At 72.7% G+C, this 18,120-nt stretch carries 16 protein-coding genes; 12 read left to right on the top strand and 4 right to left on the bottom strand.

The window, feature by feature from the left end:
* The first annotated feature begins 68 nt into the window (after positions 1–68).
* On the top strand, positions 69–1,277 hold the full coding sequence (locus tag N8J89_RS25045; RefSeq protein WP_283659450.1) for a glycosyltransferase: 1,209 nt from the start codon (positions 69–71) through the stop codon (positions 1,275–1,277).
* Here N8J89_RS25045 and N8J89_RS25040 read toward each other — a convergent pair.
* The gene (locus N8J89_RS25040) at positions 1,274–2,260 is read right to left on the bottom strand and encodes a GGDEF domain-containing protein (protein WP_283659449.1); all 987 of its coding nucleotides are present in this window, start codon (positions 2,258–2,260) and stop codon (positions 1,274–1,276) included. The genes N8J89_RS25045 and N8J89_RS25040 overlap by 4 nt on opposite strands.
* A 234-nt stretch (positions 2,261–2,494) precedes the next feature.
* On the opposite strand from N8J89_RS25040, the gene folP reads away from it, so the two are divergent.
* From folP to N8J89_RS25020, 4 genes are read left to right on the top strand one after another with little or no spacing between them, the layout of a single operon-like run.
* Positions 2,495–3,292 (top strand): dihydropteroate synthase, encoded by a 798-nt coding sequence (gene folP / locus N8J89_RS25035; RefSeq protein WP_283659448.1) that lies wholly within the window; start codon positions 2,495–2,497, stop codon positions 3,290–3,292.
* Positions 3,289–3,918 (top strand): nitroreductase family protein, encoded by a 630-nt coding sequence (locus N8J89_RS25030; protein WP_283666241.1) that lies wholly within the window; start codon positions 3,289–3,291, stop codon positions 3,916–3,918. Before folP ends, N8J89_RS25030 begins: the two co-directional genes overlap by 4 nt.
* A gap of 32 nt (positions 3,919–3,950) precedes the next feature.
* A complete protein-coding gene (locus tag N8J89_RS25025; protein WP_283659447.1) occupies positions 3,951–4,124 on the top strand; it encodes a hypothetical protein in 174 nt (57 codons plus the stop codon).
* Between the two features lie 8 nt (positions 4,125–4,132).
* Positions 4,133–5,623: an FGGY-family carbohydrate kinase gene (locus N8J89_RS25020; RefSeq protein WP_283659446.1), complete on the top strand. Its 1,491-nt coding sequence runs from the start codon at positions 4,133–4,135 to the stop codon at positions 5,621–5,623.
* On the opposite strand, the gene N8J89_RS25015 is transcribed toward N8J89_RS25020, so the two are convergent.
* Complete coding sequence (locus N8J89_RS25015; protein WP_252484341.1) at positions 5,605–5,793, bottom strand: hypothetical protein; 189 nt, start codon at positions 5,791–5,793, stop codon at positions 5,605–5,607. The genes N8J89_RS25020 and N8J89_RS25015 overlap by 19 nt on opposite strands.
* Positions 5,794–5,884: 91 nt before the next feature.
* On the opposite strand from N8J89_RS25015, the gene N8J89_RS25010 reads away from it, so the two are divergent.
* The 4 genes from N8J89_RS25010 to otsB all read left to right on the top strand — a co-directional run bounded on the left by N8J89_RS25010 (position 5,885) and on the right by otsB (position 13,256).
* Complete coding sequence (locus tag N8J89_RS25010; RefSeq protein ID WP_283659445.1) at positions 5,885–8,230, top strand: penicillin acylase family protein; 2,346 nt, start codon at positions 5,885–5,887, stop codon at positions 8,228–8,230.
* Positions 8,231–8,465: 235 nt separating this feature from the next.
* Positions 8,466–8,894, top strand: a complete 429-nt coding sequence (locus tag N8J89_RS25005; protein ID WP_283659444.1) for an SRPBCC family protein — start codon at positions 8,466–8,468, stop codon at positions 8,892–8,894.
* A 74-nt stretch (positions 8,895–8,968) separates the two neighbouring features.
* Complete coding sequence (gene argG, locus N8J89_RS25000; protein ID WP_283659443.1) at positions 8,969–10,417, top strand: argininosuccinate synthase; 1,449 nt, start codon at positions 8,969–8,971, stop codon at positions 10,415–10,417.
* Between the two features lie 295 nt (positions 10,418–10,712).
* Entirely contained in the window at positions 10,713–13,256 is a 2,544-nt protein-coding gene (otsB, locus tag N8J89_RS24995; RefSeq protein ID WP_283666240.1) for a trehalose-phosphatase, read from the top strand.
* A gap of 31 nt (positions 13,257–13,287) precedes the next feature.
* Here the strand turns inward: otsB and N8J89_RS24990 are convergent, their stop codons facing one another.
* On the bottom strand, positions 13,288–14,082 hold the full coding sequence (locus N8J89_RS24990) for an SGNH/GDSL hydrolase family protein (RefSeq protein WP_283659442.1): 795 nt from the start codon (positions 14,080–14,082) through the stop codon (positions 13,288–13,290).
* Positions 14,083–14,218: 136 nt separating this feature from the next.
* Here N8J89_RS24990 and N8J89_RS24985 point away from each other — a divergent pair, with 136 nt between their 5' ends.
* Genes N8J89_RS24985 through N8J89_RS24975 form a run of 3 tightly spaced genes read left to right on the top strand, consistent with a single transcriptional unit; the run spans position 14,219 to position 17,375 of the window.
* Positions 14,219–14,347, top strand: coding sequence for a hypothetical protein (locus tag N8J89_RS24985; protein WP_283659441.1), 129 nt, complete (start codon positions 14,219–14,221; stop codon positions 14,345–14,347).
* A gap of 24 nt (positions 14,348–14,371) precedes the next feature.
* Positions 14,372–14,497: a hypothetical protein gene (locus N8J89_RS24980; protein WP_283659440.1), complete on the top strand. Its 126-nt coding sequence runs from the start codon at positions 14,372–14,374 to the stop codon at positions 14,495–14,497.
* Positions 14,498–14,552: 55 nt separating this feature from the next.
* Positions 14,553–17,375 carry a helix-turn-helix transcriptional regulator gene (locus N8J89_RS24975; RefSeq protein WP_283659439.1) on the top strand — a complete coding sequence of 941 codons (2,823 nt, stop codon included), beginning with the start codon at positions 14,553–14,555 and terminating at the stop codon, positions 17,373–17,375.
* Here N8J89_RS24975 and N8J89_RS24970 read toward each other — a convergent pair.
* A complete protein-coding gene (locus tag N8J89_RS24970) occupies positions 17,372–18,019 on the bottom strand; it encodes a TetR/AcrR family transcriptional regulator (RefSeq protein ID WP_283659438.1) in 648 nt (215 codons plus the stop codon). The genes N8J89_RS24975 and N8J89_RS24970 overlap by 4 nt on opposite strands.
* Positions 18,020–18,120 lie beyond the last annotated feature (101 nt).

The following is an 18,120-nucleotide window of genomic DNA, read 5'->3' as shown; positions in this document are numbered from 1 at the left end:
GTACTGGTCCACAATTTCGCGCTGTGCGTGCCACTGCGCGCATTCACCTTTACCCAGGGGGTTTTGTCATGCGTGTGCTGCTGTCCACAATCGGGTCGCGCGGCGATGTCCAACCGGTGGTGGCGCTGGCCGGGCGGCTGCGCGAACTGGGCCAGGAGGTGCGGATCGCCGCGCCGCCGGACTACCGCGAGTGGATCGGCTCCCTCGGGTTCCCGTTCTTCCCGGTCGGCCCGGAACTGCGGCCGCACGTCAAGGCCGAGCCCGAGGTCAGGCCCGCGCCGCCGACCGCTGAGCAGCGGCGGCAGATGATCGCGGCCACGGTGGCCACCCAGTTCGACGTGCTGCCCGGGGCGGCGGCGGGCTGCGATGTCATCGTGGCCTGGTCGGCATTGCAGATCGCGGCCCGCTCGGTGGCCGAACACCTGGGAATTCGCTACGTCTACATCGCCTACGGACCGACCACGCTGCCTTCTCCGCACCACGGTCCCGCGCCATTCGACAGCCTCGGTCAGCACCCGCCGGCCGAAGGGGCGGATTTCCGGGCGCTGTGGGCGGAGAATGCGGAATTCGTCAACCAGCTCTGGCGGGAGCCGTTGAACACCCACCGGGCCCGGCTCGGCCTGCCCCCGGTCACCGAGGTCCGCGACCACATGTTCACCGACTCGCCCTGGCTGGCCGCCGATCCCGTGCTCGCACCGTGGCCGCAGCCCTCGGAGCTGAAGGTGGTGCAGACCGGGGCCTGGACCATGGCCGACGACCGCCCGCTCTCGGCCGAGATCGAGGAGTTCCTGGCCGCGGGGGAGCCGCCGGTGTTCTTCGGCTTCGGCAGCATGGCCGCGCCGCCTGACCTGGGCCACGCCATGCTCAAGGCGGCCAGGGCGCTCGGCCGCCGGGCGGTGATCTCCCGCGGCTGGGCCGACCTGGCCCTGACCGGCGAGCCGGACTGCCTGACCGTGGACGAGGTCAACTACCAGGCGCTGTTCCCCCGGCTGGCCGCGGTGGTGCACCACGGCGGCTCCGGCACCACCACCGCGGTGACCCAGGCCGGCACGCCGCAGGTGATCGTGCCGCAGATGTACGACCAGCACTACTTCGCCGAACGGGTGCAGACCCTGGGCGTCGGTTTCGCGCACGCCAGGGGAGTGCCGACCGCGGACTCCCTGGTCGAGGCGCTCACCCAGGTGCTGCGGCCGGAGGTGGCCGCGCGGGCGAAGGAGGTGGCCGGTCAGGTGCGCACGGACGGCACGCTTGTCGCGGCCAGGTTGCTGATCGGCTAGCAGCCCCGGCCGATCATCTGCCGCATGATCAGGCAGACGTCGACCAGCGGCTTCTGCTCGGTGGTCGTGGTGGCCGGCGCGGGCTTGCTGGTGGTGGGCTTCTTCTTCACCGCGGCCGCCTTGCTCGCCGGGCGCGGCGGCGGGGCGGGCGGCGGCGGGGCGAGAACCGTGGTCACCACGACCACAGTGGTCTCCACCGAAGGCGTGGGCGGGGTGGCCGGGGCGAGCTGCGCGGCCGCCATCGCCGGTTCCTCCCGCTCCGGCGGCGGCGCGAAGGCCACGATGTAGGCGAAGGCGGCCAGCGCGGAGCCCAGGCCGACCAGCACCGGCACGTACCGCCGGACCGGGGTGACCGGTTCCGCGCGGTGCCTGGCCAGCGGCACCGGCAGCGGGGTGCGGGAGTCCTCGGCCAGCCGGATCCGGTCCCGGCCCGCCTGCTTGGCCACCTGGAGCGCGGCGTCGGCGGCCACCACGAACGTGGTCAGGTCCTCCTCAGCAGCGGGCACCCTGGCGCACACGCCGATCGAGGTGGTCACCTTGTCCAGCCGGATGATGCCGCCGTCGGTGCTGGGCGCGTCCACCGCGATCGCGCGCACGCCGGTGCGGATGCGGTGCGCCACCGAGAGCGCCTCGGCCGCGTCGGTCTGGCGCAGCAGCACCAGGAACTCGTCGCCGCCGTGCCCGCCGTAGCGGCCGAGCACGTCGGTCTCCCTGGTGGAGCGGCGCACGGTGTCGGCCACCGCCTTGATCACCGCGTCCCCGGCGATGTGCCCGAACCGGTCGTTGAACCGCTTGAAGTGGTCGATGTCGATCACCAGCAGCGCCAGCGAGTCCTGCTGCGCGGCGGCCTGCGCGAGCTCGGCCGGGGCCCGCTCGTCCCAGCCCCAGCGGTCCAGCAGACCGGTCAGGCGGTCGGTGGCGGCGTGGCCGCAGGACTGGCAGGCCGGGTCCACGGGATCGGCGCTCGAACCGGGCGCGGTCATGACTGGGCCAGCCCTCCGTTTGGTGATCAGCACTCGGTGGGGTGTTTGTACCAGCTCCGGTAGGCGAGGAGTTCATGCGTGAGCGGGTGAAATCACGTTCAACCGGGTGATCACTCGACTGGGTGATAGCCAGGGTGAGGATCGCGTCAGCGCTGGTTGTCAGGTGCGTGTGGTAGTTCTGGGCACGTGGTGGAGTTGAGCTTTCGCGGGCGCCGGGTCGCCAGGAACGGCGCCATGATCATGGCGATCATCAACCGCACCCCCGACTCCTTCTACGACGGCGGCGCCAACTTCGCCGACGAGGCCGCGATGGCCTCGGTGGCCAAGGCGGTGGCCGAGGGCGCGGACATCATCGACATCGGCGGCGTCAAGGCCGGGCCCGGGGTCGAGGTGGGGGTGGCCGAGGAGATCGCCAGGACGGTGCCGTTCGTGGTCGCGGTGCGCGCCCGGTTCCCCGAGGTGGTGATCAGCATCGACACCTGGCGGGCCGAGGTGGCCAGGGTGGCCTGCGCCGAGGGCGCGGACCTGATCAACGACACCTGGGCGGCGGCCGACCCCGCGCTGATCGAGGTGGCCGCGGAGTTCGGCGCCGGGTTCGTCTGCTCGCACACCGGCGGGCTGACGCCCCGGCACCGCCCGTTCCGGGTGCGCTTCGCCGACCTGGTCGGCGAGGTGGTCGCCGAGACCACGCAGCGGGCGGAAAGCCTGGTGCGCCAAGGCGTGCCGAGGGCGGGCATCCTGATCGACCCGACCCACGACTTCGGCAAGAACACCTGGCACGGGCTGGAGCTGTTGCGCCGGGCGGACGAGCTGGTGGGCACCGGGTGGCCGGTGCTGATGGCCCTGTCCAACAAGGACTTCGTCGGCGAGACCCTCGGGGTGCCACTGGCCGAGCGGGTGGACGGCACGCTGGCCGCCACCGCGATCGCCGCGCACGCCGGGGCCGCGGTGTTCCGGGCGCACCAGGTCGCCCGCACCCGGACGGTGCTCGACACCGTCGCTACGCTGCTGGCGTGTCCACCCTCGACCTGACCCCAGACGAGCTGCTGACCACCACCCGCTCGGTCCGCAAACGCCTCGACCTGCACCGCCCGGTGCCGCGCGAGCTGATCGAGGAGTGCCTGGAGATCGCGTTGCAGGCGCCCTCGGGCAGCAACCGGCAGAGCTGGCACTGGCTGGTGGTCACCGACCGGGACCAGCGGGCCGCGATCGGCGAGTTCTACCGGCGCGCGGTGGCCGAGTACCTGGACTCCAGTGGCGCGGCGGGCAAGCTGTTCGCTGATGACCCGGAGCGGGCCAAGGTGCAGTCCAAGGTGGGCAGCAGCGTGGCCTACCTGGGCGAGAAGATGGGCGAGGTGCCGGTGCTGGTCATCCCGTGCCTGCGCGCGCCGAAACTGCCGGCGGGCAACCAGGCCGGGCTGTGGGGCTCGATCCTGCCGGCGGCCTGGAGCTACATGCTGGCCGCCCGCGCCAGGGGCCTGGGCACCGCGTGGACGACCTTGCACCTGGCGTTCGAAACCGAGATCGCCGGGCTGCTCGGACTGCCCGCGGATGTCCGTCAGGCGGCGCTGATACCCACCGCCTACGCTGTCGGCACGGACTTCCGGCGCGCGGCGCGCCAGCCGCTGTCCGACGTGCTGCATTTCGACCGTTGGTGAGCGATTTCTTCCAAGAGTTCGGGGACCAAGACGTGGCAAGTGAGTTCGAGACGAACATCCACCAGCGGGTGGCGCAGGCCCAGGAGGCCGTCCGCGCGGCCCGTGCCGAGGGCGACGAGCACCGCGCCGACCTGCACGAAGCCGACCTGAACAACCTCAAGCGGCTGGCCGGTGAGCACGGGGTCGACCTGACCAAGGACGCCTGACCGGCGCGGTGGCCGACCAGGGACTGCTGCTCGGGATCGACATCGGGACCGCCAGCAGCAAAGGCGTGCTGACCCGGCGGGACGGCACCGTGCTGGCCACCGCGACCAGGGCGCACCAGACCTCGACCCCGCGGCCGGGCTGGTTCGAGCACGACGCGGACGCGGTGTGGTGGGCCGATTTCCGGGCGCTGGCCAGGGAACTGGCCCAGGCCGGGCCGGTGGCCGCGGTCGCGGTCAGCGGGATCGGCCCTTGTTACCTGCCTGCCGACGGCGCGGGCAGGCCGCTGCGCCCGGCGATCCTCTACGGCGTGGACACCAGGGCGACCGAGCAGATCAGCGCGCTTACCGCCGAACTGGGTGAGCAGGACATCCTGGCCCGCGGCGGCACCGCGCTGTCCAGCCAGGCGGTCGGACCCAAGATCCGCTGGGTGGCCGAGCAGGAGCCCGAGGTGCACCGCCGGACCGAGCTGTGGTTCATGGCCAGCTCCTACCTGGTGCACCGGCTCACCGGCCGGTTCGTGCTCGACCACCACTCGGCCAGCCAGTGCGATCCGCTCTACGACCTGCACGCCGCGGACTGGGCGCGGGACTGGGCGGCGCGAGTCGCGCCCGGCCTGCCGCTGCCGGAGCTGTTGTGGCCCACCGAGATCGCGGGTGTGATCACCGAGGAGGCGGCGCGGGAGACCGGGCTGCCGCCGGGAATCCCGGTCACCGCGGGCACGGTGGACGCCTGGGCCGAGGCGACCAGCGTCGGCGTCAGCGCGCCCGGCGATACCATGATCATGTACGGCAGCACCATGTTCCTGATCCAGGTGCCCGCCGATCCCGTGCCCGCGCCGGAGCTGTGGACCACCAGGGGCGTGTTCCCCGGCACCTACAGCCTGGCCGCCGGGATGGCCACCTCCGGCTCGATCACCGACTGGCTGCGCGGCCTGCTCGGCGGCGAGGTCAGCACCCTGCTGGAGGAGGCGGCGCGGGTGCCAGCCGGTAGCAACGGCCTGCTCGTGCTGCCCTACTTCGCCGGGGAGCGCACGCCGATCTTCGACCCGGACGCCCGCGGCATCATCGCCGGACTCACCCTGCGGCACGGCCGCGCCGAGCTGTACCGGGCCGCCCTGGAAGGCGTGGCGCACGGCGTCCGGCACAACCTGGAGGCCATGGCCGCCGCGGGCGGGCAGGCCGACCGGCTGGTCGCGGTGGGCGGCGGCGCGCAGGGCTCGCTGTGGACCCAGATCGTCAGCGATGTCACCGGGCGCGCGCAGGACGTTCCCCGGCACACCATGGGGGCCTGCCTCGGCAACGCGATGCTGGCCGCCGGAGCGCTCGGCGAGCGGGTGGACGCGCGGCGGTGGAACCCGGTGGCCGCCACGGTGGCACCCGACCCGGCGCGGGTTCAGGTCTACGCGGACAGCCACCGGCACTACCGCGCGCTGTATCCGTCCACTGTAGACACAGCGCACTTCCTGGCGCGGCAGCAGCGTCAGTCCGGCGGTTCCTGAGTCGGTCCCTTGCCGAACTGCTGCTGGTACTCGTCCACCTGCTGCGGGGTCGGGTCGGGGCCGACGGCCTCGGCGAAGTCCTCCGGATCCTCGAAGTCGGCGGCGTGCGGATCGTCGGGATCGGGTTCCCGCTCCGGCGGTAGCTCGGCGAAGGCCTGCGGTTCGGTCATGGGTGCCGGATTCCCGGGACGAACGGGTATTACACCGCGCCCCCCGGATGCGGAAAGGTGTCTGGAGACGGTGGCGAGGAAGGGACGGACGATGAGACGGTTCCTGCTGGTGGCACTCGTGTTGGTCAGCGTCGGCGCTGGTCTGACGCCCGCGACGGCCGCGCCCGCGCTCGACGTGCACCGCATCCCCGGGGTCAGGGGGCCGGTGCGGGTGGTCACCGACACCTGGGGCGTGCCGCACGTCTTCGCCACCCATCAGGATGACGCTTTCCTGGCCCAGGGCTTCCTGGCGGCCAGGGACCGGCTGTTCCAGATCGACCTGTGGCGGCGGCGCGGTCTCGGGCAGCTCGCCGAGGTGCTCGGCCCGGACTACGTCGAACAGGACCGGGCCACCCGGCTGTTCCTCTACCGCGGCGACCTGGACCGGGAGTGGGCGGCTTACGGCGAGCGGGCCCGCGGCATCGCCACCCGGTTCACCCAGGGCATCAACGCCTACCTCGACCACCTGGCCCGCACCCCGGCCGCGCTGCCGGAGGAGTTCCGCCGCCTCGGCTACCGGCCGGCCAGGTGGTCGCCGGAGGACGTGGTGCGCATCCGCAGCCACGGCCTGACCGGCAACCTCACCGACGAGGTGACCAGGGCCAGGATCGCCTGCGCCGCTGGTGCGGAGACCGACAAGCTGCGGCAGCGGTTGCAGCCCGACCGCCCGATCCAGTCGCCGGGCGGACTCGACCCGTGCGTGGTCCCGGCCGACGTGCTGAAGGTGTTCACCCTGGCCACCCAGCAGGTCAGCTTCACCGGCGGCGCGGTGGTGGCGACGCCGAAGGAGGACGTCAGCGAGGGCAGCAACAACTGGGCGATCGCGCCCAGCCGCACCGGCACCGGCCGCGCCCAGCTGGCCAACGACCCGCACCGCGCCTACGCCGCGCCCTCGCTGCGCTACCTCAGCCACCTGTCCGCGCCCGGCCTCAACGTGATCGGCGCGAACGAGCCCGCGCTGCCCGGCGTCTCCATCGGGCACAACGGCCGGATCGCCTTCGGCCTGACCATCTTCCGGATGGACCAGGAGGACTTGTACGTCTACCAGTTGGATCCCGCCAACCCCGGCCGCTACCGGTACCGCGACGGCTGGGAGCCGATCAAGGTGCTGCGCGAGAAGATCGCGGTGGCCGGTGCGGAACCGGTGGAGGTGGAGCTGCCGTTCACCCGGCACGGACCGGTGCTGGCCAGCGGGAACGGGCACGCCTTCGCGGTCCGCTCGGCCTGGCTGGAACCCGGCATGGCGCCCTACTTCGGCAGCGTGCGGTACATGTACGAGCAGGACTTCGCCGGGTTCAAGGCGGCCATGCGCAACTGGGGCGCGCCGACGGAGAACCAGGTCTACGCCGACACCAGCGGCAACATCGGCTGGGTGCCGGGCGGGCTGTCGCCCAAGCGTTCCGGCTACGACGGCCTGCTGCCCGCGCCCGGCGACGGCCGGTTCGAGTGGACCGGTTTCCACACCGGCGACGACCTGCCGCACGCCTACAACCCGGAGCGGGGCTACGTGGCCACGGCCAACCAGTACAACCTGCCGCCGGGCTTCCCGCACCCGATCGGATTCGAGTGGGGCCTGCCGTACCGGCACGACCGGATCACCGAGGTGCTCAACGCGGACAAGCGGTTCACCGTGGCCGACGCCCAGCGCCTGCAGAACGACCAGCTGTCCATCCCGGCCCGCGAGCTGACCAAGGTGCTGGCCACCGTGCCCGCGGCGGATCCGTTGTCCGGCAAGGCATTGACGCTGCTGCGCGGCTGGGACGCGGTGCTGGCGGCGGAGTCCGCGCGGGCCGCGCTGTTCGAGGTGTGGCTGAGCAGGCACCTCAACTCGGCCTTCACCCAGGCCGTGGCCCCCGCCGCCGCGCCGCTGATCCCCGTCCCGGACACCCGCAACCTCCTGGAAGCCATGGCCCGCCCGGAGAAGTGGTTCGGCGCGGACCCGGTGGCCAAGCGGGACAAGCTGGTCACCAGCACCCTGGCCGCGGCCTGGCGGGAGCTGGAGAACCTGCTCGGCCCGGACCCGGCGGCCTGGCGGTGGGGCCGGTTGCAGCACACGCTGTTCCAGCACCCGCTGAGCCCTGCGCTGTCCCCGGCGGAGCGGGCCCGCTTCGACGTCGGCCCGTTCCCGCGCGGCGGTTCGAAGGACACGGTGAACCAGTCCTCCTACCGGCGCACCGACTTCCGGCAGACCAGCGGCGCCTCGTTCCGGATGGTGCTGGACGTGGGCAACTGGGACGCCGCCCGCGCGATCAACACCCCCGGCCAGTCCGGTGTGCAGGCGAACCGGCACTACCGGGACCTGGCCGGGAAGTGGCGGGACGGCGAGTACTTCCCGCTGCTCTACAGCCGCGCCGCGGTGGAGCGGCACGCCGACCGGATCACCCTGTTGCTGCCGTGACCACCCGCACGCCACCCCGGCCGCGCGCAACGCGCAGGCCAGCGTCTCTGACCCGTCGGTCCGGCCCCCACCACCAGCATCCGGCTCTGGAAGGGCTGTTCTTCGCCGCGGCTGACCGCCCACCGGCCGTCCGGGTCCCAGTTCCCGGCTGCTGGAAGCCGGTCGGGGTGCAGGGGTGTCCCGCCGCGCGGCAATTGGCAGGACTCCCCGCGCAACTCCGACTACCTTGGCCCGGATGACGGCTACCCGGCACCTGACCGGCCAGTTCCCGCTCCCACTGCCCCCGGCCGCGGCCTTCCCGTTGTTCACCGCGCGCGGTGAACAACGCTGGGTGCCCGGCTGGCAACCCCGGTTCCCGGTGTCCACAGTGGACGACACCGAACCCGGCACCGTGTTCGAGACCACTGTGGACGGTGAGACCACCACCTGGATCGTGCTGGACCGCCAGCCGGACCGCCGGATCAGCTACGCCAGGGTCACCCCCGGCTCGCGGGCGGGCACGGTCACGGTGGAGGTCGAGCCGAACGGCACCGGCTCCGTGGTCACGGTCAGCTACCAGCTCACTCCGCTGAGTCCGGAGGGTGAGCGGGCGCTGGCCGAGTTCGCCGCCGGGTACCCGGAGTTCCTGCGCTCCTGGGAGACGCTCATCAAGGCCATGAGTTAGTCCGGTCACCTCGAAGACTGCCGGTTCAACCTCACACTTGCATAGTCATACAGAGGCATGCATATACTTCACTCGTGTCCAAGGTGCTTACCTCACTGCCTGTCGGAGAACGTGTCGGGATCGCCTTCTCCGGCGGCCTCGACACGTCCGTAGCTGTCGCGTGGATGCGTGACAAGGGCGCCGTCCCGTGCGCCTACACCGCTGACATCGGCCAAGCCGACGAACCCGACATCGACTCCGTGCCAGGGCGGGCCACCGCCTACGGCGCCGAGGTCGCCCGGCTGGTCGACTGCAAGGCGGCCCTGGTGGAGGAGGGGTTCGCGGCGCTGGCCTGCGGGGCCTTCCACATCCGCTCCGGTGGCCGCACCTACTTCAACACCACCCCGCTCGGCCGCGCCGTGACCGGCACCCTGCTGGTCCGCGCGATGCTCGAGGACGACGTGCAGATCTGGGGCGACGGCTCCACCTTCAAGGGCAACGACATCGAGCGGTTCTACCGGTACGGGCTGCTCGCCAACCCCTCGCTGCGGATCTACAAGCCGTGGCTGGACGCCGACTTCGTCACCGAGCTCGGCGGCCGCAAGGAGATGTCGGAGTGGCTGCTCAGCCACGACCTGCCCTACCGGGACAGCACCGAGAAGGCCTACTCCACCGACGCCAACATCTGGGGCGCCACGCACGAGGCCAAGCAGCTGGAGCACCTGGACACCGGCATCGAGATCGTCGAGCCGATCATGGGCGTGAAGTTCTGGGACCCCGCAGTGGACATCCTCACCGAGGACGTCACCATCGGCTTCCAGCAGGGCCGGCCGGTCTCGATCAACGGCAAGGAGTTCCCCAGCCCGGTTGACCTGGTACTGGAGGCCAACGCCATCGGCGGCAGGCACGGCATCGGCATGTCCGACCAGATCGAGAACCGGATCATCGAGGCCAAGAGCCGCGGCATCTACGAGGCCCCCGGCATGGCGCTGCTGCACGCCGCCTACGAGCGGCTGGTCAACGCCATCCACAACGAGGACACCCTGGCCAGCTACCACACCGAGGGCCGCAAGCTGGGCAGGCTGCTCTACGAGGGCCGCTGGCTGGACCCGCAGTCGCTGATGATCCGCGAGGCGCTGCAGCGCTGGGTCGGCAACGCGGTCACCGGCGAGGTCACCCTGCGCCTGCGGCGCGGCGAGGACTTCTCCGTGCTGGACACCTCCGGCCCCTGGTTCAGCTACCACCCGGACAAGCTGTCCATGGAGCGCACCGAGGACTCCGCGTTCGGCCCGGTGGACCGGATCGGCCAGCTCACCATGCGCAACCTGGACATCGCCGACTCCCGTGCCCGGCTGGAGCAGTACGCCGGACTCGGCATGGTCGGCAGCACGCACCCCGCGCTGCTGGGCGTCCAGCAGGTGCCGCCGACCGAGCTGGTCGGCGACATGCCCGAGGGTGGCGCGGAGGCCATCGCCTCCCGCGGCATGGCCGAGGGCGATGACGAGCTGCTCGACTTCGCCGCGATCGAGTCCGGCGCGGACTAGCCACCAGTTCCACACTTGAGTCCCGGTCGCGGAAATCGCGGCCGGGCTCAGTCGTGGGAACGGGCTTTCCCAGTTCCGGAGAGCGAACCGGAACTCCTGTCCGCAGTAGTGCGGCAGCGGCGCATGAACGCCTTCGAAACCAGTCAGAATCCGGTGCGGCCCCGCGTTAGTGTCGCCGCCTGCGACACGGGGTCGCGGCCGTGGTGAAGGAGTTCCCGTGGGTCAGTTCAGCGACGCCGGGGTGGTCCGCACGTCGAGTCCTCCGGTGGCGGCGCCGGCCGCCGAGCTGACCGTGGTGCCCGAGCGCACCGCGGCCGCCGCGCTGCCCGCCGAGCTGCGCCGGGCGGTCGTGCAGCTGGCCCGCACGCCAAGACTGCTCATCGCCTGCGACTACGACGGCACCCTGGCCCCGATCGTGGCCGATCCCGAGCGGGCCCGGCCATTGCCGGAGTCGGTGAACGCGCTGCGCTCGCTGGCCGCGCTGCCCTCCACCACGGTCGCGGTCATCTCCGGCCGGGCCCTGCGTGACCTGGCCACGCTGTCCCGGCTGCCCGCCGAGGTGCACCTGGTGGGCTCGCACGGCTCGGAGTTCGACGTGGGCTTCGTGCACCAGCTCGCCCCCGCGGCCAAGGACCGCCTCACCAGGGTCCGGCGCGCGCTGGAAGCCCTGACCGCGAACACCGCCGGCGTGCACCTGGAGTTCAAGCCCGCCTCGGTCGCCGTGCACATCCGCCGGGCCGACCCCGAGGTCGGTGAGCGCGTCTTCGCCGCCGTCCGGCAAGGCCCGTGCACCTGGCCGGAAATCCAGGTCACCGAAGGAAAAGCGGTCATCGAGCTGGCCGTGATCCGCACCGACAAGGGCCACGCCCTGGACGTGCTCCGGCACCAGGTGGCCGCCTCGGCCGCGTTGTTCATCGGCGACGACGTCACCGACGAGAAGGCGTTCCAGGCCCTGGCCGGGCCGGACCTGGGCATCAAGGTCGGCGACGGGCAGACCGCGGCGGAGTACCGCCTCCCGGACACTCCAGAAATCGCGCTGGTGCTGGCCTTCCTGCTGGAGGAACGGCGGAACTGGCTCTACGGCGAGCAGGCCGTGCCCATCGAACGCCTCACCATGCTGGCCAACGAACGCTCGGTCGCCCTGGTCACCCCCGATGCCCGGCTGACCTGGCTGTGCCACCCGGAACCCGACTCGGCCGCGGTCTTCGCCGACCTGTTGGGCGGGCCGTCCGCAGGCCACTTCTCCATCAAGCCCGAGCGCAACGGCCTGCCGCTGGGCCAGCGCTATGTCCCCGGCACCATGACGGTGGAAACGCGCTGGTCCAAGCTGCTGGTCACCGACTACCTGGACCACTACGCGCCACCCCAGCGCACCGACCTGATCCGGGTGATCTCCGGCAACACCACCGCCCAGGTGACCTTCGCGCCGCGCCCGGAGTTCGGCCAGGTCCCGGTGTCCCTGGTGGCCGAATCCGGTGGCCTGCGCGTGCTGGGCACCACCGACCCGATCGTGCTGCGTTCCCCCGGCGTCGACTGGGAGATCGTCTCCGACGGCCAGCACGACACCGCCCAGGCCCTGGTCACGGTCCGCCCGGATGCCCCGGTGGTGCTGGAACTGCGTTGCGGCACCAGCGATCTGACCGCCGCCGCTCCCGAAGCCGAACGCCGGGCCCGCGCCGACGCCTACTGGACCGAATGGCTCGCCGCCCTGAACCTGCCCCGTACCCAGCGCGACCTGGTGGCCCGTTCCGCGCTCACCCTGCGCGGCCTCCAGCACGGCGAAACCGGCGCTTTCCTGGCCGCGGCCACCTCCTCGCTGCCGGAGGAGATCGGCGGCGTGCGCAACTGGGACTACCGCTACTGCTGGGTCCGCGACGCCGCTCTGTCCGCGCAAGCGTTGGTATCACTGGGATCTCTCACCGAGGCCGAGTCCTACCTGAACTGGGTGCACCGGGTGCTGGCCACCCTGACCGGCCCGGAGCGGCTGCACCCGCTCTACACCCTGCACGGCACCACGCTCGGCCCGGAAGCGGTGCTGGACACCCTGCCCGGCTACGCGGGCTCCCGCCCCGTCCGCGTCGGAAACCTGGCCAACCAACAGGTCCAGCTCGACGTCTTCGGCCCGGTCGTGGACCTGGTGCGGAAGCTCAGCGACGCCAGGGGCAAACTCACCGACGACGACTGGCGCATGGTCGAAGCCATGGCCGAAGCCGTCACCCGCCGCTGGCACGAGCCCGACCACGGCATCTGGGAGGAGCGCGCCGCACCGCGGCACCGCGTCTACTCCAAGGTCATGTGCTGGGTCACCCTGGACCGCGCGATCACGCTGGGGGAGACCTACGGCCGCGACCTCGACCCCAGCTGGATCCCGTTGCGGCACACCATTGCCACCGATGTGCTGGAACACGGCTGGAACGAGGAGGTCCAGTCCTTCACCACCGCCTACGACGGCACCGACCTGGACGCCGCGACCCTCCACATTGGACTCTCGGGCCTGATTGATCCAACGGACGAACGGTTCCAGGCCACGGTCACCGCGACCGAGGCGGAACTCCGGTCGGGCGTGACGGTCTACCGGTACCACCGCGACGACGGCCTGCCGGGCTCGGAGGGCGGCTGGCACCTGTGCGCGGCCTGGATGATCGAGGCGTACCTGCTCACCGGCCGCCGGACCGAGGCCGAGGAGCTGTTCCAGCAGATGGTCGACTGCGCCGGGCCGACCGGGCTGCTGCCGGAGGAGTACGACCCGGTGGCCGAGCGCTCGCTGGGCAACCACCCGCAGGCGTACTCGCACCTCGGTCTGATCCGCTGCGCCCAGCTGCTGGACACGCTGGGCTAGCTGATCGACCGCGCTCGGAGCGGGCGCGGGATCAGTGTTCGGCGAACTCGGTCAGCACCGGCCGTTTCGGCGGCACGCCCGCGCCCATCGAGATCCCGCGGAGCTGCCGGAACACGAACGGCGCCAGGTGCGACCCGGCCCAGCGCAGGTCGGCGTAGAGCCGCTGGCCCCTGGTGGGCCCCGGCACCCCCGGCAGCGGCGCACGCCAGTCCTCGGTCACCGGCAGGCCGAGCACCTCGGCGGTGCGCAGCGCGACCCTGCGGTGCCCCTCGGTGGCCAGGTGCACCCGGTCCGGGCACCAGTAGCGCCAGTCGGTGGTCCAGGCGCGGAAGGCCCACAGGTCCACCAGCAGGCAGTCGTGGCGGGCGGCGATGGCGTGCACGTGCGCGGTGTAGACGGCGATCTTGCCCCTGATCCGGCGCAGCAGGGAGCCCTGGTGCGGGTCGTAGCCGGTGAACACCAGCACCTGGCTGCCGGCCGCGCGCAGGTCGGCCACCACGTCCTCGAAGGCCGCGGCCACCTGGTCGGGGTCGCTGCCGGGGCGGAGCAGGTCGTTGCCGCCGCCGTTGACCGTGACCAGCGCGGGCCGCGCGGCCACCGCCACCGGCACCTGTTCGGCGTGGATCTCGCCGATCAGCTTGCCGCGCACCGCCAGGTTGGCGTACCGGGCACCCGGCTCGGCCTCGGCCAGCATCGCGGCCAGCCGGTCCGCCCAGCCCCGGTACCGGGCGTCCGGGCCGGGCTGGCAGGGCCTGCTGCCGGGGGCCGGATCGCACATGCCCTCCGTGAAGCTGTCCCCGATGGCGACCCAACTGTCCCAGCGCATCGCGCGTTCCCCCTGATCATTCGGCCCGGTTCTCGAGACAACATCATCCTCCGCACCTCGCGGCCCCTCGGTTTCACCCGATGGTGCTCTGTCCGGTGGCCCGCGCCCGGCACTACTCTGCCCTGGTCCGGCGACCGTGGGGAGGCGAGGTCCGGTGCTCGGCTGGCTGTACAGCGTGCCGTTGTGGGCATTGGCCATCGGTGGGGTTGTGCACTGGCGGCGCACCCGGGACGAACCGCTGTACGCGGAGGACGAAGAGACCTGAGCCCAGGCGCTCCCGGGCGGACCGGTGGAGCTGGCCATCGTGGTCACCCCGATCGGCCCGGCCACCGCCCGGTTCGGGGTGCGCGCCCGGTCCGGAACGCCGATGGCGGTGGCGGTGGCGTTGTTGCGTGCGCGCGCATCGTCCCGGTGATCGTTGGACCTCACCGCACTTCTGGTAAACCGTCCTCGGGGGAAAAGGGGACGAGATGCCATTGGTGGGCAGGGACAGCCAGCTACGGCAGTTGACCCGGCTGCTCGACGATCTGCCGGGGGGACGGCTGAGCGTCGCGGAGGTCGTCGGCGAGCCTGGGCTGGGCAAGACCAGGCTGCTGGAGGAGCTGCGCGAGCGCGCGGACGGCGTGCTGCTGGGCTGGGGCCGGGGTGTGGAGTTCGAGCCGCGGCCCGCCTTCGGCATGTTCGTCGAGGCGCTGGACCCGCTGCTGGCCGACCACCCGCTGCCCGCCGCGCTGCGCGCCCGGCTGGCCTCGGTGTTCCCGGCCTGCGCAGGGCGGGCGGCCGACGGGCTGGGCCTGGACGCCGAACGCTTCCAGCTGCACCGCGCGGTGATCAGGGCGCTGGAGCTGCTGGCCGAGCACCGCCCGCTGGTGCTGGTGCTCGACGACGTGCACTGGTGCGACCCGGCCTCGGCCGAGCTGCTCGCCCAGCTGCTGCGGCACCGCCCGCGCAGGCCGATCCTGCTGATCAGCGCCTACCGGCCGCGGCAGCTGCCCAGCGCGGTGGCCGCGGTGCTCACCCGCGCGGTCCCGGCGGGCAGCAGCCGCCGGATCGAGCTGGGACCGCTGGACCTGGGCGAGGCCACCCGGCTGCTGGGACCGGGGGTCGGCGGGCTGCGGGCGGCCGCGCTGCACCAGGCCAGCGGCGGAAATCCCCTATACCTGCAAGCTTTGGCCCGCGCGCCGGAGTCCGCGCTGCACCCGCACCAGCTGGCCGAGCAGGTCCCGGCGCCGGCGAAGTCCGCACTGCTGGCCGAGTTCACCCGGTTGCCGGAGCAGGTCCGGCTGGTGGCCAAGGCGGCCGCGGTGATCGGCGAGCCGATCGAACCGGAGCTGGTGGCCGCCGCGGCCGGCATCGGCTTACCGGAGACGCTGGCTGCCGCGCAGCAGCTGGTGGCCGCGGACCTGTTGCGCGCCAACGAACCCGACCGGTCGGTGACCTTCCGGCATCCGCTGCTGCGGGCCGCGGTGTACGAGTCGGCCAGCCCGCTGTGGCAGGCCACCGCGCACCGCAGGGTGGCCGAGCTGCTGCGCGCCCGCGGCGCCCCGCCCACCCAGCTGGCCCCGCACCTGGCCCGCTGCGGCAAGGTCGGCGACACCTCCGCGATCCAGGTGCTCACCACCGCGGCGGAGAACCTCCAGCTGCACGCCCCGGCCGCCGCGGCCAGCCTGCACCGGGCCGCGCTGCGGCTGACCACCGCTGACGCCGGGGAGGACCGGCTGCGCCTGCAGCTCGGCTACGCCACCAGCATCGCGCTGACCGGCAACGTCGAGGAGGCGCTGAGCGTGCTGCACGACATCCTCGCGCACACCCCCGGCGACGACGACCTCCGGCAGACCGCGGTCGGCCGCTGCGCGCTGCTGCACCGCTGGCGCGGCCAGCTCGCCGACTCCGACACCCTGGTGCGCCGCGAGCTGGACCGGGCCCCGATGACCGACACCCCGGCAGGCGCGGTGCTGTGGCTGACCAGGGGCCTGATCGAGTTCCGCCGCGGCGGCTACCGGTCCGCGCTGGCCGCCACCCGGCTGGCCTGGGCCGCCGCGATCTGGTGCCGGGATCCCTCGCTGCAGATCGCCGCGCGCGCGATGGCGGTGTTGTTCGCCCCGCCCGACGGCGGCGACGAGGCGATCGCGAACCTGGACATGGCCGCCACCGCGCTGGACCAGCTGCCCGATGAGCAGGTGCTGCCGCTGTGGAACACGCTGATGTGGGTGGCCATGGCCGAGCAGAGCCACGACCGGCACACCGACGCGCTGCGCCACCTCGACCGCGGCCTGCACCTGGCCCGCCAGCGGCACCAGCACCTGCTGCTCTCGGAGTTCCTCACCCCGCGCGCGGTTTCCCTTGCCGCGCTGGGAAAACTGCCCGAGGCGGCGACCACCGCGCGGGATGCGATCGAGGCGGCCAGGCTGGTCGGCGCGCTGCCGCCCTACCTGATCGGGCTGACCGCGCTGCTGACCACCGCACGCTGGCGCGGCCAGATCGAGACCGCGCTGGCCGAGTCCGAGGACGTGCACCCCGGCGCCTACGACAGCGACTTCCAGCTCGGCGCCTGGGTGTTGTTCAGCCGCACCGCCGCCCGGTTCGCACTGGGCGAGCCGGTGGACTTCCGCGCCGAGGTCGAGGCACTCGGCGGCCCCGAGCTCCCCGGCCTGTTGCACGCCTACCGGCCCGAGCACTACGAGACCCTGACCGAGGCCGCACTGGCCCGCGGCGCGCGCACCGAAGCGGGGGAGTGGGCCGAGCGCGCCAGCCGGGTCGCGGACCGGAACCGCCCGCGCGGCTGGGGTTTCGCGCACCTGGCCCGCGCCCGCATGCAGCTCGCCGCCGCCGACGGACCGGCGGCCGCGCGCACCGCGACCACCGCCGCCCGCGGCTTCCACAGCGCGGGCGACGTGGTGCAGACGGGCCGGGCGCGCCTGCTGGCTGGACTCGGCTGGGACGCCGCGGGCGACCGCGAACAGGCCCTGGCCGAGCTGGACCGGGCCGCGGCGCTGTTCACCGGCTCCGGCGCGGAACTGCTGCTGAAGGAGACCACCCGGCACCAGCGCCGCCTGGGCCGCCGCTGCGCGCCACCGGGCCCGGGACCGGCGCACAGCGCACCGGGCGCGCTGACCCGGCGGGAGTCCGAGGTGGCCGCGCTGGCCGGGGAAGGCTTGACCAACAAGGCGATCGCCACCCGGCTGTTCCTGTCCGAGCGCACCGTGGAGACCCACCTGGCCCGGGTCTACCGCAAGCTCGGCGTGCCCCGCCGCTCGGCGCTGGTCGCACACCTGCACCGCAGCGTCGGCTAGAGACCGATGGTCCCGGCGAGTCCGGTGATGTGCGCGCGGAGGAAGGCTTCCGGGTCGGTGACCGGGTACTGGCCGGAGGTGTCGAACAGGATCGCGCCGACGATCGCCGACCACAGGCCGTAGACCCTGGCCACGTTGCCCACGGGCATGGTCAGCCCGTGGGCCAAGCGCAGCTTCTCCATGTCGGCGCGGACGGTCTTGTCCAGCGGGGCGGTCACCGCGGTCAACTTGCCCGCCCGCCAGGCGTCCTCAGCCAACATGGCGGCCGCGCGCAGCAGCCGGGTGCCCGGTCGTCCGGTCTGCCCGCCGTGGAGCAGGGCGAACCTGGACGGCTCCCTGGCGGCCCAGGCGCGTGCGGCGAGCACCGCGGCCGTCAGCCGGTTCCGGTGTGAGCGGCGCGGGGCGGCGGCCAGCGCCGCGTCCACCGTGTCACCAAGCTCGCGGTCGGCGTCGGCGACCAGCAGTGCGATCAGCGCCTCGCGGTCGCGCACGTAGCGGTAGAGCGCGGAAGGCACCACGTCCAGATCCCTTGCCACCGCCCGCAGGGACAGCTCGGCGGGCCGCACCGAGGCCAGGTGCGCGCGGCCCACCCGCACGATGTCCCGCACCATCTGCTCACGCGCCGACTGCCGTGGCGTGACCATGGGCCGACCCTAGCAAGAACGGTGTTCTCGGTTGTGAGCGCTGTTCGGCGGTGGGCGCGCCGCCGCCGATCGTCGTAGCTCGGCCTAGCGGTGTCCCCGGT

The sequence above is a fragment of the Crossiella sp. CA-258035 genome, assembly GCF_030064675.1.
GTDB lineage: Bacteria > Actinomycetota > Actinomycetes > Mycobacteriales > Pseudonocardiaceae > Crossiella.
Note: the sequence above shows the minus strand (reverse complement) of the source record. Positions and strands in the feature narration are given on the sequence as shown.